The sequence below is a fragment of the Erwinia sp. TECH1 genome (assembly GCF_054057575.1).
On the sequence record NZ_JBSRZK010000001.1, the window covers coordinates 4,275,530 to 4,291,636 of the forward strand.

The following is a 16,107-nucleotide window of genomic DNA, read 5'->3' on the forward strand; positions in this document are numbered from 1 at the left end:
GTCGGGCGACGCGTGGCCGCCCGGTGAGTTACAGTCCCCCGATATGCAGGGCTTTGACCTCTAAAAACTCTTCCAGTCCCAGCACCGATCCTTCCCGTCCCAGCCCGGACTCTTTCACGCCGCCAAAAGGCGCCAGCTCGGTGGATACCGCGCACTCATTGATGCCGATCATGCCGCTTTCCAGCGCCGCCGCTACGCGGAAGATGCGCTGGACATCACGGGTATAGAAGTAGGCGGCCAGACCAAATTCGGTATCGTTGGCGCGGCGGATTACCTCTTCTTCGCTATCAAAGCGGAAACAGGCGGCGACCGGGCCAAACGTTTCCTCTTTGGCCAGCTTCATGTTTTCATTGGCTTCGGCAATCACCGTCGGCTGCCAGAAATTGCCGCCGAGCGCGTGCCGGTCGCCGCCGACGACTATCTTGCCGCCTTTCGCTTTGGCGTCTTTAACATGCTCTTCCACCTTATCTACGGCAGAAGCCTCAATCAGCGGCCCGACAATCACCCCTTCTTCCATGCCGTTACCCACCTTCAGCTTGCCTACCTCTTCCGCCAGCTGGCTGACAAAACGGTCGTAAACGCTGTTGTGAATAAAGAAGCGGTTAACGCTAACGCAAACCTGGCCCGCGTTGCGGAACTTGTTGGCGATGGCACCTTTAACGGCGGCGTCGATATCCGCATCCTCAAAGACGATATAGGGCGCGTTGCCGCCCAGCTCCATCGACACTTTTTTCATCGTCTCAGCGGCGTTACGCATCAGCAGCTTGCCGACTTCCGTTGAACCGGTGAAAGAGATTTTCCTGACCGTCGAACTGGCCATAATGGCTTCGCTGATGGCTTTGGTATCGCCCGCCACCGCGTTCAGCACGCCGTCCGGCACGCCCGCTTTTTTCGCCAGCGCCACCAGAGCAAAAGCCGACAGCGGCGTGTTATTAGCGGGTTTGATAATGCCGGTGCAGCCTGCGGCCAGCGCGGGGCCAAGCTTGCGCGTCAGCATCGCCATCGGGAAATTCCAGGGCGTAATAGCAGCGACCACGCCGATGGGTTCGCGCGTCGCCAGAATGCGCGATCCCGCTTTGGCCGGCGGAATGATTTCACCGTTAGCGCGCTTTGCCTGCTCGGCAAACCACTGAATAAAGCTGGCGGCGTACTCGACTTCACCCTCGGCTTCTTTTACGGGCTTACCCTGCTCCGCCGTCATCAGTTTGCCCAGCCAGGCTTTGTTGTCGATAATCAGCTGATACCAGCGGTAAAGGATTTCGCTACGCTCTTTAGCGGTTTTCGCCCGCCAGGCGGGAAAGGCTTTGGCGGCGGCGGCAATCGCCCGTCCGGTTTCGTCTTTACCGGCGCGCGCGACCTGAGTAATGACTTCACCGGTGGCCGGGTTCAGTACGTCAAAGGTTGCGCCGCCCTGCTGCCACTGACCGTCGATAAAAAAGCCGGTCTGAAATAAGTCGTTGTCCTGAAGCGAGTTGCTCATACTGTTCTCCCATTGGATTACCGTTGGGATAAGTATAGATGGCGGCCTGCATGACAGGCCGCAAGAAGGGCAAGAAGCGGAGATCTCTTAATCAGATTTGCAGCAGCGTGGTCTGATATTTTTTTAACATGCTCGCCAGGCGCTGCACGGGCTCGGTGACGCTTAGCGGCGCCTCGTAATGCACCAGCTTTTCCTGATAGATAGCCAGTTCCGCCAGCAGCCGCTCGAAGTAGTGGCGTCGTTTGGCGTCGCTGCCTGCCGAAATAACCCGATCCGCCGTATGCCGCAGCTGCTTGTGGAAAGCAGAAAGATCGCTGTTAACCGGGATATCGGCATCGCGCAGGCGCTGGTGTCCGATAATCAACGTCAGCGCGATACGAAACTTGTTGATATCGCCTGGAAAAAGATTCAGCAACATAAACAGCTGCTGGTACAGCGCCGGCAGATGGTTCTCGCGACGGCGGGCCTGATTGGTGGTCATGGCCGCCACGGCGGAATACATAAAGCGGTTCAGCAGCGTGCGTCCGGTCCGCGCTTTTGAGGTGTCGCGAATAAGCAAAATGACCAGCAGCGCCAGGAAACAGCCGATCGCCTGACCGAGTGCGTTATCCAGGAAGGCGCTGACGTTAAAGGTCATGGGATTGTCCAGCGTCAGGATATTGATGGTGCCGACCAGCGCGCCCAGCGTGCCGATCTGACGGCGCTGAATAAGGATGCCGCCGATAAAGGCCATCACGCCCAGGCAGAGGCAGAGCAGCAGCATACTTTGCTGCGTGGCGGGCATCAGCACCATGTAATAGAGCGCCCCTAAGGGGATCGCCACCATCATGCCGTACAGAAAATCCTTCGCCATCATCAGCGGGTTCGGCATCCTCATCGCCAGCGCGGTGATCACCGCGAGCATCACCATTGCGCCGCTGCCCGATGTCCAGCCGCTCCACAGCCAGAACAGCGAACCGACCGCCGTGGCGACAAAAGTGCGCACGCCGTTGATCAGCGCGTGGCGCGTTTCCGCCGAGCGCATTTTTACCACCGGCTCGCCATCCAGCACTTCTTCTTCCATGCCGCTGATGCTGCTGTTGGTTTTTATGCCTTTCAGCAGCAGCAAATAGCGTGAAGCCGCGCCGACCCAGTTGCTGACGGTGACCGGCGTATTTTTGCTGCCGCTGGCGGTGATCACGCGGCGCATAATTTTCATGCGCTTATGGATATCGGCGACGTTCTCAACCGGCTTTTCAAAGAAAAGGTGAAACTGCGGCGGCACATATTCCTGACGAGTATTCTGGATCAGAAAAGTTTCGCAGGCCTGGGTAATCAAGGTCAGCGACAGCGTATTTAACGCGCGCAGTCGCCTGTCCGCTCGCTGCCAGTGGCCTGACTCCATCATCAGATGGGTACGCATTCCGTTCAGCGCGGTGGTGCGACGCACCAGATCGGTCCAGGCTTTGTCGACCTCTTCTTTGTCGCCGTGCGCCACGCAAAGCTGCATCAGCTTGTACTGATCCACCAGCAGCCCGTCGATAGCGCGATCGATATCCTGTTTGATGGAGCGCGGCGAAAACAGCATGTCGGCCAGAATGGCGCAGACGATGCCGATAATGATTTCGCTACAGCGCTCGACGGCAAACTGCGGCGCCAGCAGCACCGAGCCGTTAGCGTCCAGGCTGACCACGATAATCAGCGCCGTATAGCCCGCCAGGCCCAGCGCATAGGAGTTTTCAACTTTGATTAAGGAGGAAAGCCAGACGCAGAAACCGGCCCACAGGCAGCACAGCAGCAGCATCACCACCGGCGCGCGGATGGTGGCGATCATAATCGTCAGCGCGGCCAGGCAGCCGATAAAGGTGCCGATAATACGCAGCATCCCGCGATGGCGCAGCGCGCCGGAGAAAGGATCGCCGCCTGCGGCAAAGGCCGTGCCGCCTGCGACGATACAGGCGGTCATTACCGCCCAGCGCGGCGTTTCCAGATTAAAGTGAAAGCCGATCAGCAACGCCAGCAGAATGGCGAAGGTCAGCTTGATCGGAAACCGCAGTTGATACCACATGGCGCTTAGCCGAACTCACGCAGGCGGTGCATCAGCTTCATCGCCGGCGACATCTCCTGCGGCTGACGATCCTGAGCGCCCGTCACAATCACGGTTGCCGTCGTGCCGGCAGGATAAAGATTGCCCTGCTGCTGGTCGAGATGAATACGTACCGGCACGCGCTGCGCCAGACGCACCCACTCCAGGTTGGAATCGATGGTCGCCATGCCTTTGCTGTCGACGGTGCTGCTGCTGTTGGTCACGCCAGCGGCCACGCTGTCAACGGTGCCCTGCAGCACGCGGTTGCTGCCCAGCGGCGTGATCTCCACGCGATAGCCGGGACGCACGCCTTCCAGCTTGGTTTCTTCCATATAGGCCAGCACGTAGAAGGTGTGCTGCTGCACCAGCGCCACGGCGGTAGAGCCGCGCGTGATAAATTCGCCGCGATAGACGTTCAGGTTAGTGATCCAGCCGTCCGCCGGCGCTTTGACCACGGTACGCTCCAGATCCAGCTTCGCGGTATCGCGCGTGGCGACAGCTTTCGCCAGCTGGTGTTCCGTGGTCTGGTAATCGCTGTTGGCCTGCTCGATAGCCTCACGCGACATAGCAGAGACGCCGAGCTGATTGCGGCGGCCTGCCTCACGGCGTTTTTCACTGACCAGCGCCTGGTAATAGGCCACGTCCGCTTCCGCCTGGTTCAGCGCCTGCTGATAGCGCGGCTGATCGACCACGAACAGCACCTGATCCTTTTTCACCAGCTGGTTATCCCGCACGCGCACGTCGGTGATCAGGCCGCTGACATCTGGCGCGATAGCGACCACGTCCGCCGTGAATTTTGCGTCGCGCGTCCACGGCGATTCTGTGTAGTAAACCCAGACGTGGAAAATACCAACAACGGCAATGACCACCAGGATAAGGGTGATGGCAAACCGGGAAATTTTTCTTGTTAACGCTTTCACTGTGACCTCAGACAAACAATCGGGAAACCAGGTAGAACAGGCAGCAGTAGAGTGCTGTATTAAATAACGCAGGATGCCAGACCAGGTCATAGATCCCGGTGGGCGTAAGCAAACGACGCACCAGCCAGAACAGCATCAATGACACGATAATCTCAAAAAATATGGGCGGGAAGGAGAGCCCAAATATCACAATAACCGGAAGCACGCTCATCTCTTATCCTTGTCGGGTTTACCGGGCGCTCCGCCACAAAAAAACGGCCGCCCCGGACAGGGTGGCTGCTGCTCTACGGATGATGATGTCAGATTAACCGCAGACGGTCTTATCAAAAACCGGCGCTGTATGAATAATAGCGTATTCAGGCGTCAGCATTTCGGCGAGTTGAGTTACGGAATGGTAACCCGGCGATGCTATAGTAACGCGGCTGACTATCTGTTTTCTACCAAATGTGATCTAAATCACTTTTAAGCCAGAGTTAATAATGGAAAGAATGAAGGGCATGTCCGTGTTTGCGCGTGTGGTGGAGCTGGGCTCTTTTACCGCGGCCGCCAACCATCTGCAAATGAGCGTTTCCGCCGTCAGCCAGATCGTGGCGAAGCTGGAGGATGAGCTACAGGTCAAGCTGCTGAACCGCAGCACGCGCAGCCTGGGCCTGACCGAAGCCGGAAAAATCTATTTCCAGGGCTGCCGCAGGATGATGTCGGAAGCGCAGCAGGTGCACGAGCAGCTGTACGCCTTCAACAATACGCCGATCGGCACGCTGCGCATCGGCAGCTCTTCGACCATGGCGCAGAACGTGCTGGCGAATATGACCGCCGAGATGCTGAAAGAATATCCTGGCCTGACGGTGAATCTGGTGACCGGCATCCCTGCGCCCGACCTGATCGCCGACGGGCTGGATCTGGTGATCCGCGTTGGCGCGCTGCGCGATTCCAGCCTGTTCTCTCGCCGCCTTGGCTCAATGCCGATGGTGGTCTGCGCCGCCAAAAGCTATCTGGCGCAGCACGGCACGCCGGAAAAGCCTTCGGATATCGGCAACTTTTCCTGGCTGGAGTACAGCGTGCGGCCCGACAACGATTTTGAGCTGACGTCGCCGGAAGGCCTCGCCATTCGCCTTTCGCCGCAGGGACGCTTCGCCACCAACGATTCGCAAACGCTAATCCGCTGGCTGGTGGCCGGAACGGGCATCGCCTACGTGCCGCTGATGTGGATCATCGACGAGATCAACGCCGGTAAAATCGAGATCCTGTTTGCGCACTATCAGTCCGATCCCCGGCCGGTTTATGCGGTTTATACGCAGAAGGACAAGCTGCCGCTGAAGGTACAGGTGTGTATCAATTATCTGACGGATTACTTCCATAAGGTGGCGGACGTGTACCAGGAGTATCGGCAGAAATAAAAAAGGCGAGCCGCTATGGCTCGCCTTTTCGTGGTCGCTATCCGTCAGGCGGTGCCGCCCACGGTCAGCTTATCCAGCTTCAGGGTCGGCTGGCCAACGCCAACCGGCAGACTTTGCCCTTCTTTGCCGCAAACGCCCACGCCCTTATCCAGCGCGAGGTCGTTGCCTACCATCGAGATTTGCTGCATCGCCTCAATACCGGAACCGATCAGCGTGGCGCCTTTCACCGGTTTGGTCACTTTGCCGTTCTCAATCAGATAGGCTTCCGAGGTCGAGAAAACAAATTTCCCGGAGGTGATATCCACCTGACCGCCGCCGAAGTTTGGCGCATAGAGGCCATACTCGACGCTGGCGATGATATCTTCCGGCGTCGACTTGCCTGCCAGCATATAGGTGTTGGTCATGCGCGGCATTGGCAGATGCGCGTAGGATTCGCGGCGGCCGTTGCCCGTAGGCTTGACGCCCATCAGGCGGGCGTTCAGCTTGTCCTGCATATAGCCTTTCAGCACGCCGTTTTCGATCAGTACGTTGTACTGGCCCGGCACGCCTTCGTCATCCACTGCCAGCGAACCGCGCAGGCCTTCGATGGTGCCGTCATCGACCACCGTACAGAGATCCGACGCCACTTTCTGACCGATCTGGCCGCTGAACACCGAGGTGCCGCGACGGTTGAAGTCGCCTTCCAGACCGTGACCAACCGCTTCGTGCAGCAGCACGCCAGGCCAGCCCGCGCCCAGCACCACCGGAATGCTGCCCGCCGGCGCCGCGACGGCGCTCAGGTTGACCAGCGCCATCCGCACCGCTTCACGCGCCCAGGCTTCCGCGCGGGTTTCGCCAGACTCGTCGGCCAGGAAAAATTCGTAGCCGAAACGGCCGCCGCCGCCGCTGGAGCCGCGCTCGCGCTTGCCGTTGTCCTCAACCTGCACGCTTATCGACAGGCGAACCAGCGGACGCACGTCGGCCGCCAGCGTGCCGTCGGTGGCCGCCACCAGCACCATCTCGTAAACGCCGCTCAGGCTGGCGCTGACTTCCTGTACACGCTTGTCCGCCGCACGCGCCGCAGAATCCACGCGATGCAGCAGCGCGATTTTCTCTTCACGGGTCAGGCTTTGCAGCGGATCGGCCGTTGGGTAAAGCGGGCGGTTCATTACCGCGCCCAGCGTGTGCGATTTGCCGTTGCCCTGCTCGCGCACAATACTGCGCGCCGCCGTGGCGCTTTGCGTCAAAGCGTTCAGCGTGATCTGATCGGCGTAGGCGAAGCCCGTTTTTTCGCCGCTGATGGCGCGCACGCCGACGCCCTGATCGATGTTCCAGGAGCCGTCTTTGATAATCCTGTCTTCCAGCACCCAGGATTCGTGGTAGCCGGACTGAAAATAGAGGTCGGCGTAGTCCAGCTTGCGTTCCGAGAGCTGACCGAGAAGGGAAAAGAGATCCTGTTGGTTAATATTATTAGCAGTTAGTAACTGTTCACTTACCAGATTCAGACTCATGTATTCTCGCTCTGTTTGGGAGCCAGTCGCCGCTGGCGTCGTAATCTCTATAGCCTGAGGCAATTCCCCGGTCACGTCAAATTCACTTCGCGCTCTTTTCTCGCGGCTTGCGCAGCACTTCGTCAATTTGCGGCTTATCGAGCGGCCCGGAAAGATGGTAGCGCAGCACCGAGATCTTATTCCACAGCGGCGCCAGCGCCTTGCTGGCGGCAAAGACCGCTGCGCCGACCACCGGATTAACGGCGAACGCGGCGGCGACGCCGACGGTCGCGGAAATTTCCGGCGCGACTACCGCTTCCATATCGATTTGCCGTTTCACCAGGTCGATTTTGCCCTGCATGGCGATGTCGGCTTCCAGGCCATCCACCAGCAGGTTATCGGTACGCAGCACGCCCTTTTCAATCCAGGCAGTGCCGTTAATGGAATCAAAATAGAAGCCCTGACTGAAAGTGTCGGTGAAATCAAGGCGCAGCTTGCGCAGCAGCGCATCGAAACTGACCAGCCGCAGCAGCTGGCCGGCGCGGCCGGTATTCACATCGGCAATTTGTCCGGCGCCCATGTGCGATTTCAGCACACCGCTCAGCGTCGCCACCGACGGCTTCCACGGCGCGGCCTGCCAGTGAAGATCGTAATCGATGTTAAACGGCGCATCCCGCAGCGGCGAATTCATGCCGAACCAGTTGGTGGCATCGTCAACTTTTTTGCCGCTGAGCGAGCCTTTCAGCGCCGTGCGCTGCGCGCCCGGCTGGTTGACCCATTCGCCTGCCACCTTCAGTTTTGCGCTGCCGATATCGATCAGGCCGTTTTGCAGCTTTAAGGTATCGCGGGTGTGGCTCAGATCCGCCGCCATCCGGCCGAAGCGCTGGCCGCGCAGCCAGCATTCGTTGCAGCTCAGATTAACGGCGGGCCAGCTGCTGAAATCAATTCCGCTGGCCTGCTCGCCGGAAAACGGCGTGGAGCCGCTGGCCGCTGGCCACTGCGGGTTGTAATAGAGGTAGCTGAGCTGGCCCAGCCACGGCGCGTGCTGTCTCATTACCAACTTGCCGTCGATCTCGCGTCCTTTGGCCTGCACCACGTTTTCGCCCGCTACCGTCTGGCTCAGCGTTTGCCTCCAGATCGTGCCAGCGCTGCCCGCCCAGCGTCAGCGCCGGCGTGCGCAGCGTGATATCGCCCGGCAGATAAGCCTGTCCGCCGCCTGCGCCTGTGCCGCCCGCCAGCAGCCCCAGCCAGGCTTCACCATCCAGCGGCGGCAGATTAAGCGTCATGCCTGACGTTGCCGGCAGCGGCGGCGTTTGCGTGGCGTCATTTTCCCAGATGCCGCGATCGACGCGTGGCTTACCCAATAGCCAGCGGCTGTTGAAACGGTGCTTTTCACCTACCGCGCCATGCAGCGTAAAGGCCGACAGATCGCCCTGCGCCTGAACGCGGATCGGCATCGGCGCAGCCCGCTCTTTATCCAGCGGCGAAGGTAAGTTACTGCTTACATTTTTCAGATCGCCGGTCAGCGAGACCTTGTAGTTCGCGCCTCCGCCGTGCGGCAGCGTAATGGCGACCGCGCTTTGCCAGCTGGCGCTGCCGTTCAGTTTTTCGCGCAGCGCCTTCGGCACCGCGTCGATTTTGCCCGGCTGCCAGTCGCCTTTAAGATCGACGCCGATAGCGTAATGCTTTTCGCCTTCCTGGGTAGTAAACGTGACGCCCATCGGCTGCCCGAACCAGCTGGCGGTCAGCGGCTCGCTTTGCAGATTGCCGTTGTCGTAAGTGAAGCGGCCGCTCAGCTGTTTGATGGTGCTGTTAAGCGGTTTAATAAACAGCGAATTATTATGCAGAGCCACATCGCCGCTGGCTTTAACTTCCTGCCCATCCAGCGGGATATTCAAATGTAAGCGACCGCTTACATCGCCGCCAATCTGTAGCTCGTCCAGCGCCGCGCCCAGCGTTGGCTTCAGCGGCGTCTGGTTAAAGTAGCGGCCGATTTCCGTGCCCGCCCCGCTGATATCGCTGTCGATAATCAGCTTTTCTTTCATATAGTCAGGAATAACGGCGGCAACGTTTTTGCCCTGCACGTTGCCCAGCATTGCCCGATCCGCCTTCATAAACAGGCCGTCGTTGATAAAGTTCAGGTTGATATCCAGCTTTTCCAGATCCGGCCAGCCGGGCTGGAAGCGATAGGTCGCCTGACGCAGCGGCACCCAAACCTGGAACATACCGTCGTTGTGTTTGAAAGGGAAAAGCTGGGGATTGCCCGCAAACAGCAGCGTGGCGTTTTGCGCCTGCCCGCCTTTGATGGCGCCGCTGAGATAGTCGACCAGTTTGGTGCCCATCAGCGGTTCCGGGAAGTAGCGCCAGGCGTCTGCCGCATCGGTCAGGTTAATGCCGGCCAGAATATCCAGCCGCGGCGCCTGCTCTTTGACCTGCGCCCAGGTGAAGTCGCCCTTCGCCCACAGCGAGCGCGCCTGCACATCCAGATCCCGTCCGGCCAGCGTGACGCCCTGCTCGTCGCTCCGCCAGCTGAAGGCGCCGCTGGCCTGCGCGATTTGCAGCGGCGCGCGGAACATGGTGCCATCGGGCAGCGAGGCATCTTTCAGCCTGAAATTCAGCTTGCCGTCCGTGACGCTGCCGGTAAGCGAGCCGCTAAAATGCTGCATTCCCGGCAGCAGCTCCCAGTGCTGCCAGCTCAGATTTTGCCAGCGGGCCTGAAAGCGGGTTTTCTCCGGCTGCTGTAAAGGAATATCGGCGGCCAGCGCCTGAACTTCGCCGTGCGGCTGCAGCGTGCGCCAGTTAGTCAGCAGCGTCGGCGTCACTTTGGAAAACAGCGGCAGCAGCGCATCGATACGCTCAAGCGCCAGATGGGTGGCGCGTATGCGTAGCTCTTCCGGGCTGGACGAACGTTGCGGCAGCCAGAGCAGCGATACCCGCCCTTTTGGCCAGGCTATGCCGTCGGTATGCAGGCTGGTTCGCGGCATTTCGGCACGCCAGCCCTGCTCAACGCGGCTGATATGGGCGGCGAGGTTATCCACGGTGAAGTGGTGTGCCTCGTTTTCGCCCTGCCATTCCGCGCCGCCTTTCTTTAATAAGATATCGCCGCTGTGGATTTCGCCGTTTTCAAGGCTCATCCAGGCAGCCAGCGAGAAGCGGGCGCTTTTCAACGTGGTGTTGTCCTGCATCCACTGGCCCAGCCAGGGTTTGACATCCACATCGTCCGCCTGCATCCAGGCGCGCCCGGTATCGAGATAGCCATTGGTGTCGCTGAGATCGAGACGCACCTGTACCACGCCGTGCTGGCCGGTAAAGCTGGACAAACTGACCAGCCCTTCCGCACGGTGACGGTTTTTTTCGTTCAGCCAGGTAAGCTGCGGCATATCCAGCCTGGCGCGCTGCCCGGAAAGCGTCAGAAAACTGATCTGGCTTTGTTGCAAATCGAAGTGGTCAAACTGACGCAGAAAGAGATCGCTGAACTGGCCCGGCTTGAGCTCTACTTTGCCGCTGTCGCCGGCGGTGAGCGGCGTATTGGTGACGAGATCCAGGCGCCAGAAGACGAGATTGCGAAACTGCGGGCGCAGATGCAGCAGCGATTGCCAGACGTCAAAGGCCAGCGAAACGCGATCGACCTTCAGCGAGCCGCCGTCCTTCAGGCCGATATTAAGGGCTTTGATTTCCAGCACCGGGCCGAAATTCTCCCAACGCCCGTTAAGGGAAGCGGCTTCTACCGGCATGTCGATAGCGCTGGAAAGGCGCTGCAGCAGAGGCGTGCGCCAGCTGTTGATATGCGGCATCGCCAGACGCAGGCCGCTGACTATCAGCGCAATAATAACGACGATTATTGCGCCGGTCAGTAGCAAGATCCTCGGCAATTGCCTCACACACCTCTCCTTGATGCCCGTCACTGCGGGCAATAACTGTATTTATCCCCGGTGGGGCGCGCTGGCTTTGTTCTGAGCGGGATAGCCGATGGCTTACATCATCACCACGTCAAACTGCTCCTGAGTATAGAGCGGTTCAATCTGTACTTTCACCTGCTTGCCGACGAATATCTCTACTTCCGCCAGCGCATGGGATTCGTCGGTTTTCAGCGCCTCGCCAACCGCAGGCGAAACGTAAACCAAAAATACGGTCCGAATCGTAGGCGTGATGAACGCGGACTATTTCGCGCATGATCTCATAGCAGACGGTTTCCACGGTTTTCAGCGTGCCGCGTCCTTTGCAGACCGGGCAGTCCTGACACAGCACATGCTCAATGCTTTCTCGCGTGCGTTTACGGGTCATCTCTACCAGCCCAAGCTGCGAGAAACCATTGATGCCGGTTTTAACCCGATCCTTACTCAGCGCCTGCTCCAGCGAGTGCAGCACGCGACGGCGGTGATCTTCGTTATTCATATCGATAAAGTCGATAATGATAATGCCGCCGAGGTTGCGCAGACGCAGCTGGCGGGCGATCGCCTGCGTCGCCTCGACGTTGGTGTTAAAGATGGTTTCATCCAGATTGCGATGGCCGACAAAGGCGCCGGTATTGATATCGATGGTGGTCATCGCCTCGGTTTGGTCGATGATCAGATAGCCGCCGGATTTCAGCTCCACCTTGCGATCCAGCGAGCGCTGGATTTCGTTTTCCACATCGAACAAATCGAAAATCGGCTGCTTGCCGGTGTACAGCTCCAGCTTTGCCGTCATTTCAGGAATGTATTCGCTGGTGAACTCCACCAGATGTTCCCACGTCTGACGCGAATCGATACGGATACGATCCAAGGCGGCCCCGGCGAAATCGCGCAGGATACGCTGCGACAGCGCGACTTCACCATAGAGGCGGCAGCGGGTTTTATTGCGCTTTTTGCGCTCGATGACCTTAGTCCACAGACGTTTTAGAAACGCGGCGTCGGAAGCCAGCTCCTGTTCGCCCACGCCTTCGGCGGCGGTGCGGATAATATAGCCGCCCAGCTCGTCGCAGTAGGCGGCCACCACGGACTTAAGACGCTCGCGCTCCGCTTCGCTTTCTATACGTTGCGAAACGCCAACGTGCGACGCGCCCGGCATAAAGACCAGATAGCGCGAAGGCAGCGTGATATCGGTGGTGAGACGCGCGCCTTTAGTGCCCAGCGGATCTTTCACCACCTGCACCATCAGATCCTGTCCCTGGCGAACCAGTTCGGAAATATCGCGTACGGAAAAGTTTTTACGCTCGTCGCCCGCTACGCATTCGGTATGCGGCATGATGTCGGAAGCGTGCAGAAAGGCGGCTTTTTCCAGCCCGATATCGACAAAGGCAGCCTGCATGCCCGGCAGAACCCGGCTGACGCGCCCTTTATAGATATTGCCGACAATGCCCCGGCGCGCTTCGCGTTCAATATGAATTTCCTGCAGAATGCCGCCGTCAATATAGGCGACGCGCGTTTCCGAAGGGGTAATATTTACCAGAAGTTCAGCCGTCATCTTGTTCCCTTACCTCACGCAGCGCGTGAAACTGGCTCAGCAGCTCAGCCGTTTCCACCAGGGGCAGCCCCACCACCGCGTGATAGCTTCCATTGATTTTTCTGACGAAATTCCCGCCCAGTCCCTGAATGCCATAGGCGCCCGCTTTATCCATCGGCTCGCCGCTGGCGATATAGGCCGCAATGTCCTCCTCGCTCAGCAGGCGAAAAGTGACTTCCGTTACCACCATGCACGCCAGCTGCCGTTGCCGATCGGCCAGCGCGACGGCCGTCATCACCTGATGCGTCTGGCCGGAAAGTTTAGCCAGCATCGCGGCGGCGGCGGCCTCGTCTGCCGGTTTCTCCAGCACTTCGTTGTTCAGCACCACGATGGTATCGGCGCCCAGCACCGGCAGATCCTGCTCCGCCACCGCCACGCCGGCCTGCGCTTTTTCCAGCGCCAGACGCCGGACGTAGGCTTCCGCCATTTCGCCGGGCTGCTGCCGCTCTTCAACCTGCGTGCTTAAACGCGCAAAACGCAGACCAAGCTGCGTAAGTAATTCACGACGACGGGGAGAACCGGAGGCCAGGTAAAGGGATATCATACTCTTCCTTATTGTACGGCAAACTGGCGACGTATTTTTCTCATCAGCAAGAACAGCCAGGGCCACAGAATACCGTCTATTACGCTGCTCCAGAAGATTTCCGGACGAAACGAGACGTTAATAACTAAAAATTCCGCCCAGAAGACAATGACATCCATCGCCAGCGACAGCACCATCACCATCAGCGCCTGCTGCCAGAGCGCCAGATTGCGGAATAGCTGGAATTTAAACGCCACCAGGTAAGCAAGGATGCTGAAAGCCAGCGCGCGCACGCCCAGCGTCGAGCCTGAAATCAGATCCATTATAGATCCCATCACAAAACCCGTGCCGACATTCACGCGATGCGGCAGCGCCAGCACCCAGTAAATCAGGATCAACAGCAGCCAGGAAGGCCGGAACATATAGAGCTGATCGGGCCACGGCATGATTTGCAGCACCAGCGCCACCAGAAACGAGCACCAGATAACCCAGCGACCATGGCTGCGATAGCTGCTCAAGGCTGGCCTCTGCGCGAGGCGGGCGCGGCAGCGGCAGGCGCGGCCTGAGCCGCAGGCGTTGTGTGGCCGGTTGTCGATGCGTTATCGGGCGCAGGCGGCCCCATCATTTCGCTGGCGGCCGGCAGCACCTGCGGCATCATCTGCATCAGGCGCTCGTTGGCGACGCGGTGCACTTCATCCGGCGCCATCGGCATGGTGCCGTTGCGATCCGCGCCCCACAGCAGCAGCAGATAGCGCAAGCGTTGCAGGCCCGCCGTCGGACGCGCCTGGATCACGGTATAGGCGCGCTGCGTATCGAGCTTCACGGAGGACACCACGCCGACCGGGTAGCCTTCCGGGAAGCGACCGCCGAGGCCGGAAGTGACCAGCACGTCGCCCACGCGGATATCGGTGTTGCCCGGCAAGTGCTCAAGCTGAAGATCTTCCGTACAGCCGTTGCCCGCCGCAATCACGCGGATATCGTTGCGCAATACCTGAATCGGCAGCGCGTGAGAGGAGTCGCAAATCAGCATGACGCGGCTGGTGATTTTACCGACGGCGACGACCTGGCCGACCACGCCTTTATCGCTGATAACCGGCTGGCCTTCGTAAACGCCGTTTACGCTGCCTTTGTCGATTACCACCTGATCGGTATAGGGATCCGTGCCGGTAGAGATGACCTGGGTGACCATCTTGTGCTCGTCCTGACGCAGCGGCGAACCAAGCAGCTCGCGCAGACGCGCGTTTTCCTGCTTAAATTGCCCCAGCATCAGCAGCTCGCTGTTTTTCAGCATCAGCTCGCGATGCAGGGCTTTGTTTTCCAGCTCAAGCTGCTGGCGAGAGGCCAGCGTGTCGGAAACGCTGTCCAGAATCTGACGTGGCCCGTTGGCCAGAAAATAGAATGGGCTGACCGCCGTATCCATGTAGGTGCGTATCTGGCTGAAAGCGCCCATACGGCTGTCGGCGATAATCACGCCTATCGCTACCACAACTGCCAGAAACAAGCGTAACTGCAGGGATGGGCCCCTGCTGAAGATCGGCTTCATAAACTCGGCGTATTCCTCGACATCATTAACAAGACGCGCGGGACCCGCGCGCCTTCATGGCAAATTATTCTTCGCTGAACAAATCGCCGCCGTGCATGTCGATCATTTCCAACGCCTTACCGCCGCCGCGTGCGACGCAGGTCAGCGGATCTTCAGCCACTACCACCGGAATACCGGTTTCTTCCATCAGCAAACGGTCGAGGTTGCGCAGCAGCGCGCCGCCGCCGGTCAGCACCATGCCGCGCTCGGAGATGTCAGAGGCCAGCTCTGGCGGACACTGTTCCAGCGCAACCATCACCGCGCTAACGATGCCGGTCAGCGGCTCCTGGAGCGCCTCCAGAATTTCGTTGGAGTTCAGCGTAAAGCCGCGAGGCACGCCTTCCGCCAGGTTACGACCGCGCACTTCGATCTCACGCACTTCGTCGCCCGGATAAGCGGAGCCGATCTCATGTTTGATTCGTTCAGCGGTGGCTTCGCCGATCAGCGAGCCGTAGTTACGGCGCACGTAATTAATGATGGCTTCGTCAAAGCGATCGCCGCCGATGCGCACGGAAGAGGAGTAAACCACGCCGTTCAGAGAGATCACCGCAACTTCCGTGGTGCCGCCGCCGATATCGACCACCATTGAACCGGTCGCTTCCGAAACCGGCAGGCCAGCACCGATAGCGGCTGCCATTGGCTCTTCAATCAGGAAAACTTCACGCGCGCCTGCGCCCTGTGCGGATTCACGGATCGCACGGCGTTCAACCTGGGTCGCGCCGACAGGCACACACACCAGCACGCGCGGGCTTGGGCGCATAAAGCTGTTGCTGTGAACCTGTTTGATAAAGTGTTGCAGCATCTTTTCGGTCACAAAGAAGTCGGCGATCACGCCGTCTTTCATTGGACGGATAGCAGCGATATTGCCGGGGGTACGACCCAGCATCTGCTTGGCGTCATGACCTACTGCCGCAACGCTCTTTGGGGAACCGGCACGATCCTGACGAATAGCAACGACGGAAGGCTCATTCAGAACGATGCCCTGTCCTTTCACATAAATCAGGGTATTGGCGGTACCCAGGTCGATGGACAAGTCGTTGGAAAACATGCCACGGAATTTTTTAAACATACTGAAGGATAATCCTGCTAGCTGGGGGCGGATAATAAAATCCGCTTACTTTACCAACCACACGAAGCAGCGACAAGGCGCAAAAACGCTCTACTTCGGTGAAAAATCACGCTATCTC

10 protein-coding genes and 2 pseudogenes are annotated in these 16,107 nt (G+C 59.0%); 1 reads left to right on the plus strand and 11 read right to left on the minus strand.

The features are described 5' to 3' along the window. Nucleotides 1-28: 28 nt before the first annotated feature. The 4 genes from ACVWZ0_RS20050 to aaeX form a co-directional block, all read right to left on the minus strand. Nucleotides 29-1,480 (minus strand): NAD-dependent succinate-semialdehyde dehydrogenase, encoded by a 1,452-nt coding sequence (locus ACVWZ0_RS20050; protein WP_253457825.1) that lies wholly within the window; start codon nucleotides 1,478-1,480, stop codon nucleotides 29-31. 91 nt (nucleotides 1,481-1,571) lie between these two features. After that, entirely contained in the window at nucleotides 1,572-3,527 is a 1,956-nt protein-coding gene (aaeB, locus tag ACVWZ0_RS20055) for a p-hydroxybenzoic acid efflux pump subunit AaeB (RefSeq protein WP_253457823.1), read from the minus strand. Between the two features lie 5 nt (nucleotides 3,528-3,532). Continuing rightward, nucleotides 3,533-4,465 carry a p-hydroxybenzoic acid efflux pump subunit AaeA gene (gene aaeA / locus ACVWZ0_RS20060; RefSeq protein WP_253457821.1) on the minus strand — a complete coding sequence of 311 codons (933 nt, stop codon included), beginning with the start codon at nucleotides 4,463-4,465 and terminating at the stop codon, nucleotides 3,533-3,535. A gap of 7 nt (nucleotides 4,466-4,472) precedes the next feature. Next, on the minus strand, nucleotides 4,473-4,676 hold the full coding sequence (gene aaeX / locus ACVWZ0_RS20065) for a p-hydroxybenzoic acid efflux pump operon protein AaeX (protein ID WP_034890367.1): 204 nt from the start codon (nucleotides 4,674-4,676) through the stop codon (nucleotides 4,473-4,475). 268 nt (nucleotides 4,677-4,944) lie between these two features. Here aaeX and aaeR point away from each other — a divergent pair, with 268 nt between their 5' ends. Further along, nucleotides 4,945-5,862 carry an HTH-type transcriptional activator AaeR gene (gene aaeR / locus ACVWZ0_RS20070; protein WP_125287059.1) on the plus strand — a complete coding sequence of 306 codons (918 nt, stop codon included), beginning with the start codon at nucleotides 4,945-4,947 and terminating at the stop codon, nucleotides 5,860-5,862. A gap of 44 nt (nucleotides 5,863-5,906) precedes the next feature. Here aaeR and tldD read toward each other — a convergent pair whose 3' ends face one another. The 7 genes and pseudogenes from tldD to mreB form a co-directional block, all read right to left on the minus strand. Further along, on the minus strand, nucleotides 5,907-7,352 hold the full coding sequence (gene tldD, locus ACVWZ0_RS20075) for a metalloprotease TldD (protein ID WP_125287058.1): 1,446 nt from the start codon (nucleotides 7,350-7,352) through the stop codon (nucleotides 5,907-5,909). Between the two features lie 82 nt (nucleotides 7,353-7,434). Beyond that, nucleotides 7,435-11,212: pseudogene (gene yhdP, locus ACVWZ0_RS20080) on the minus strand (AsmA2 domain-containing protein YhdP). Between the two features lie 93 nt (nucleotides 11,213-11,305). Continuing rightward, nucleotides 11,306-12,776 (minus strand): annotated as a pseudogene (gene rng, locus ACVWZ0_RS20085) (ribonuclease G). Then, nucleotides 12,766-13,359 (minus strand): Maf family protein, encoded by a 594-nt coding sequence (locus ACVWZ0_RS20090; RefSeq protein ID WP_253457814.1) that lies wholly within the window; start codon nucleotides 13,357-13,359, stop codon nucleotides 12,766-12,768. Before ACVWZ0_RS20090 ends, rng begins: the two are co-directional and overlap by 11 nt. An 8-nt stretch (nucleotides 13,360-13,367) precedes the next feature. After that, complete coding sequence (gene mreD / locus ACVWZ0_RS20095) at nucleotides 13,368-13,856, minus strand: rod shape-determining protein MreD (protein WP_253457811.1); 489 nt, start codon at nucleotides 13,854-13,856, stop codon at nucleotides 13,368-13,370. Then, nucleotides 13,853-14,881, minus strand: coding sequence for a rod shape-determining protein MreC (gene mreC / locus ACVWZ0_RS20100; RefSeq protein WP_253457807.1), 1,029 nt, complete (start codon nucleotides 14,879-14,881; stop codon nucleotides 13,853-13,855). Before mreC ends, mreD begins: the two co-directional genes overlap by 4 nt. A 64-nt stretch (nucleotides 14,882-14,945) precedes the next feature. Continuing rightward, nucleotides 14,946-15,989, minus strand: a complete 1,044-nt coding sequence (gene mreB / locus ACVWZ0_RS20105) for a rod shape-determining protein MreB (protein ID WP_003855260.1) — start codon at nucleotides 15,987-15,989, stop codon at nucleotides 14,946-14,948. Nucleotides 15,990-16,107: the final 118 nt, after the last annotated feature.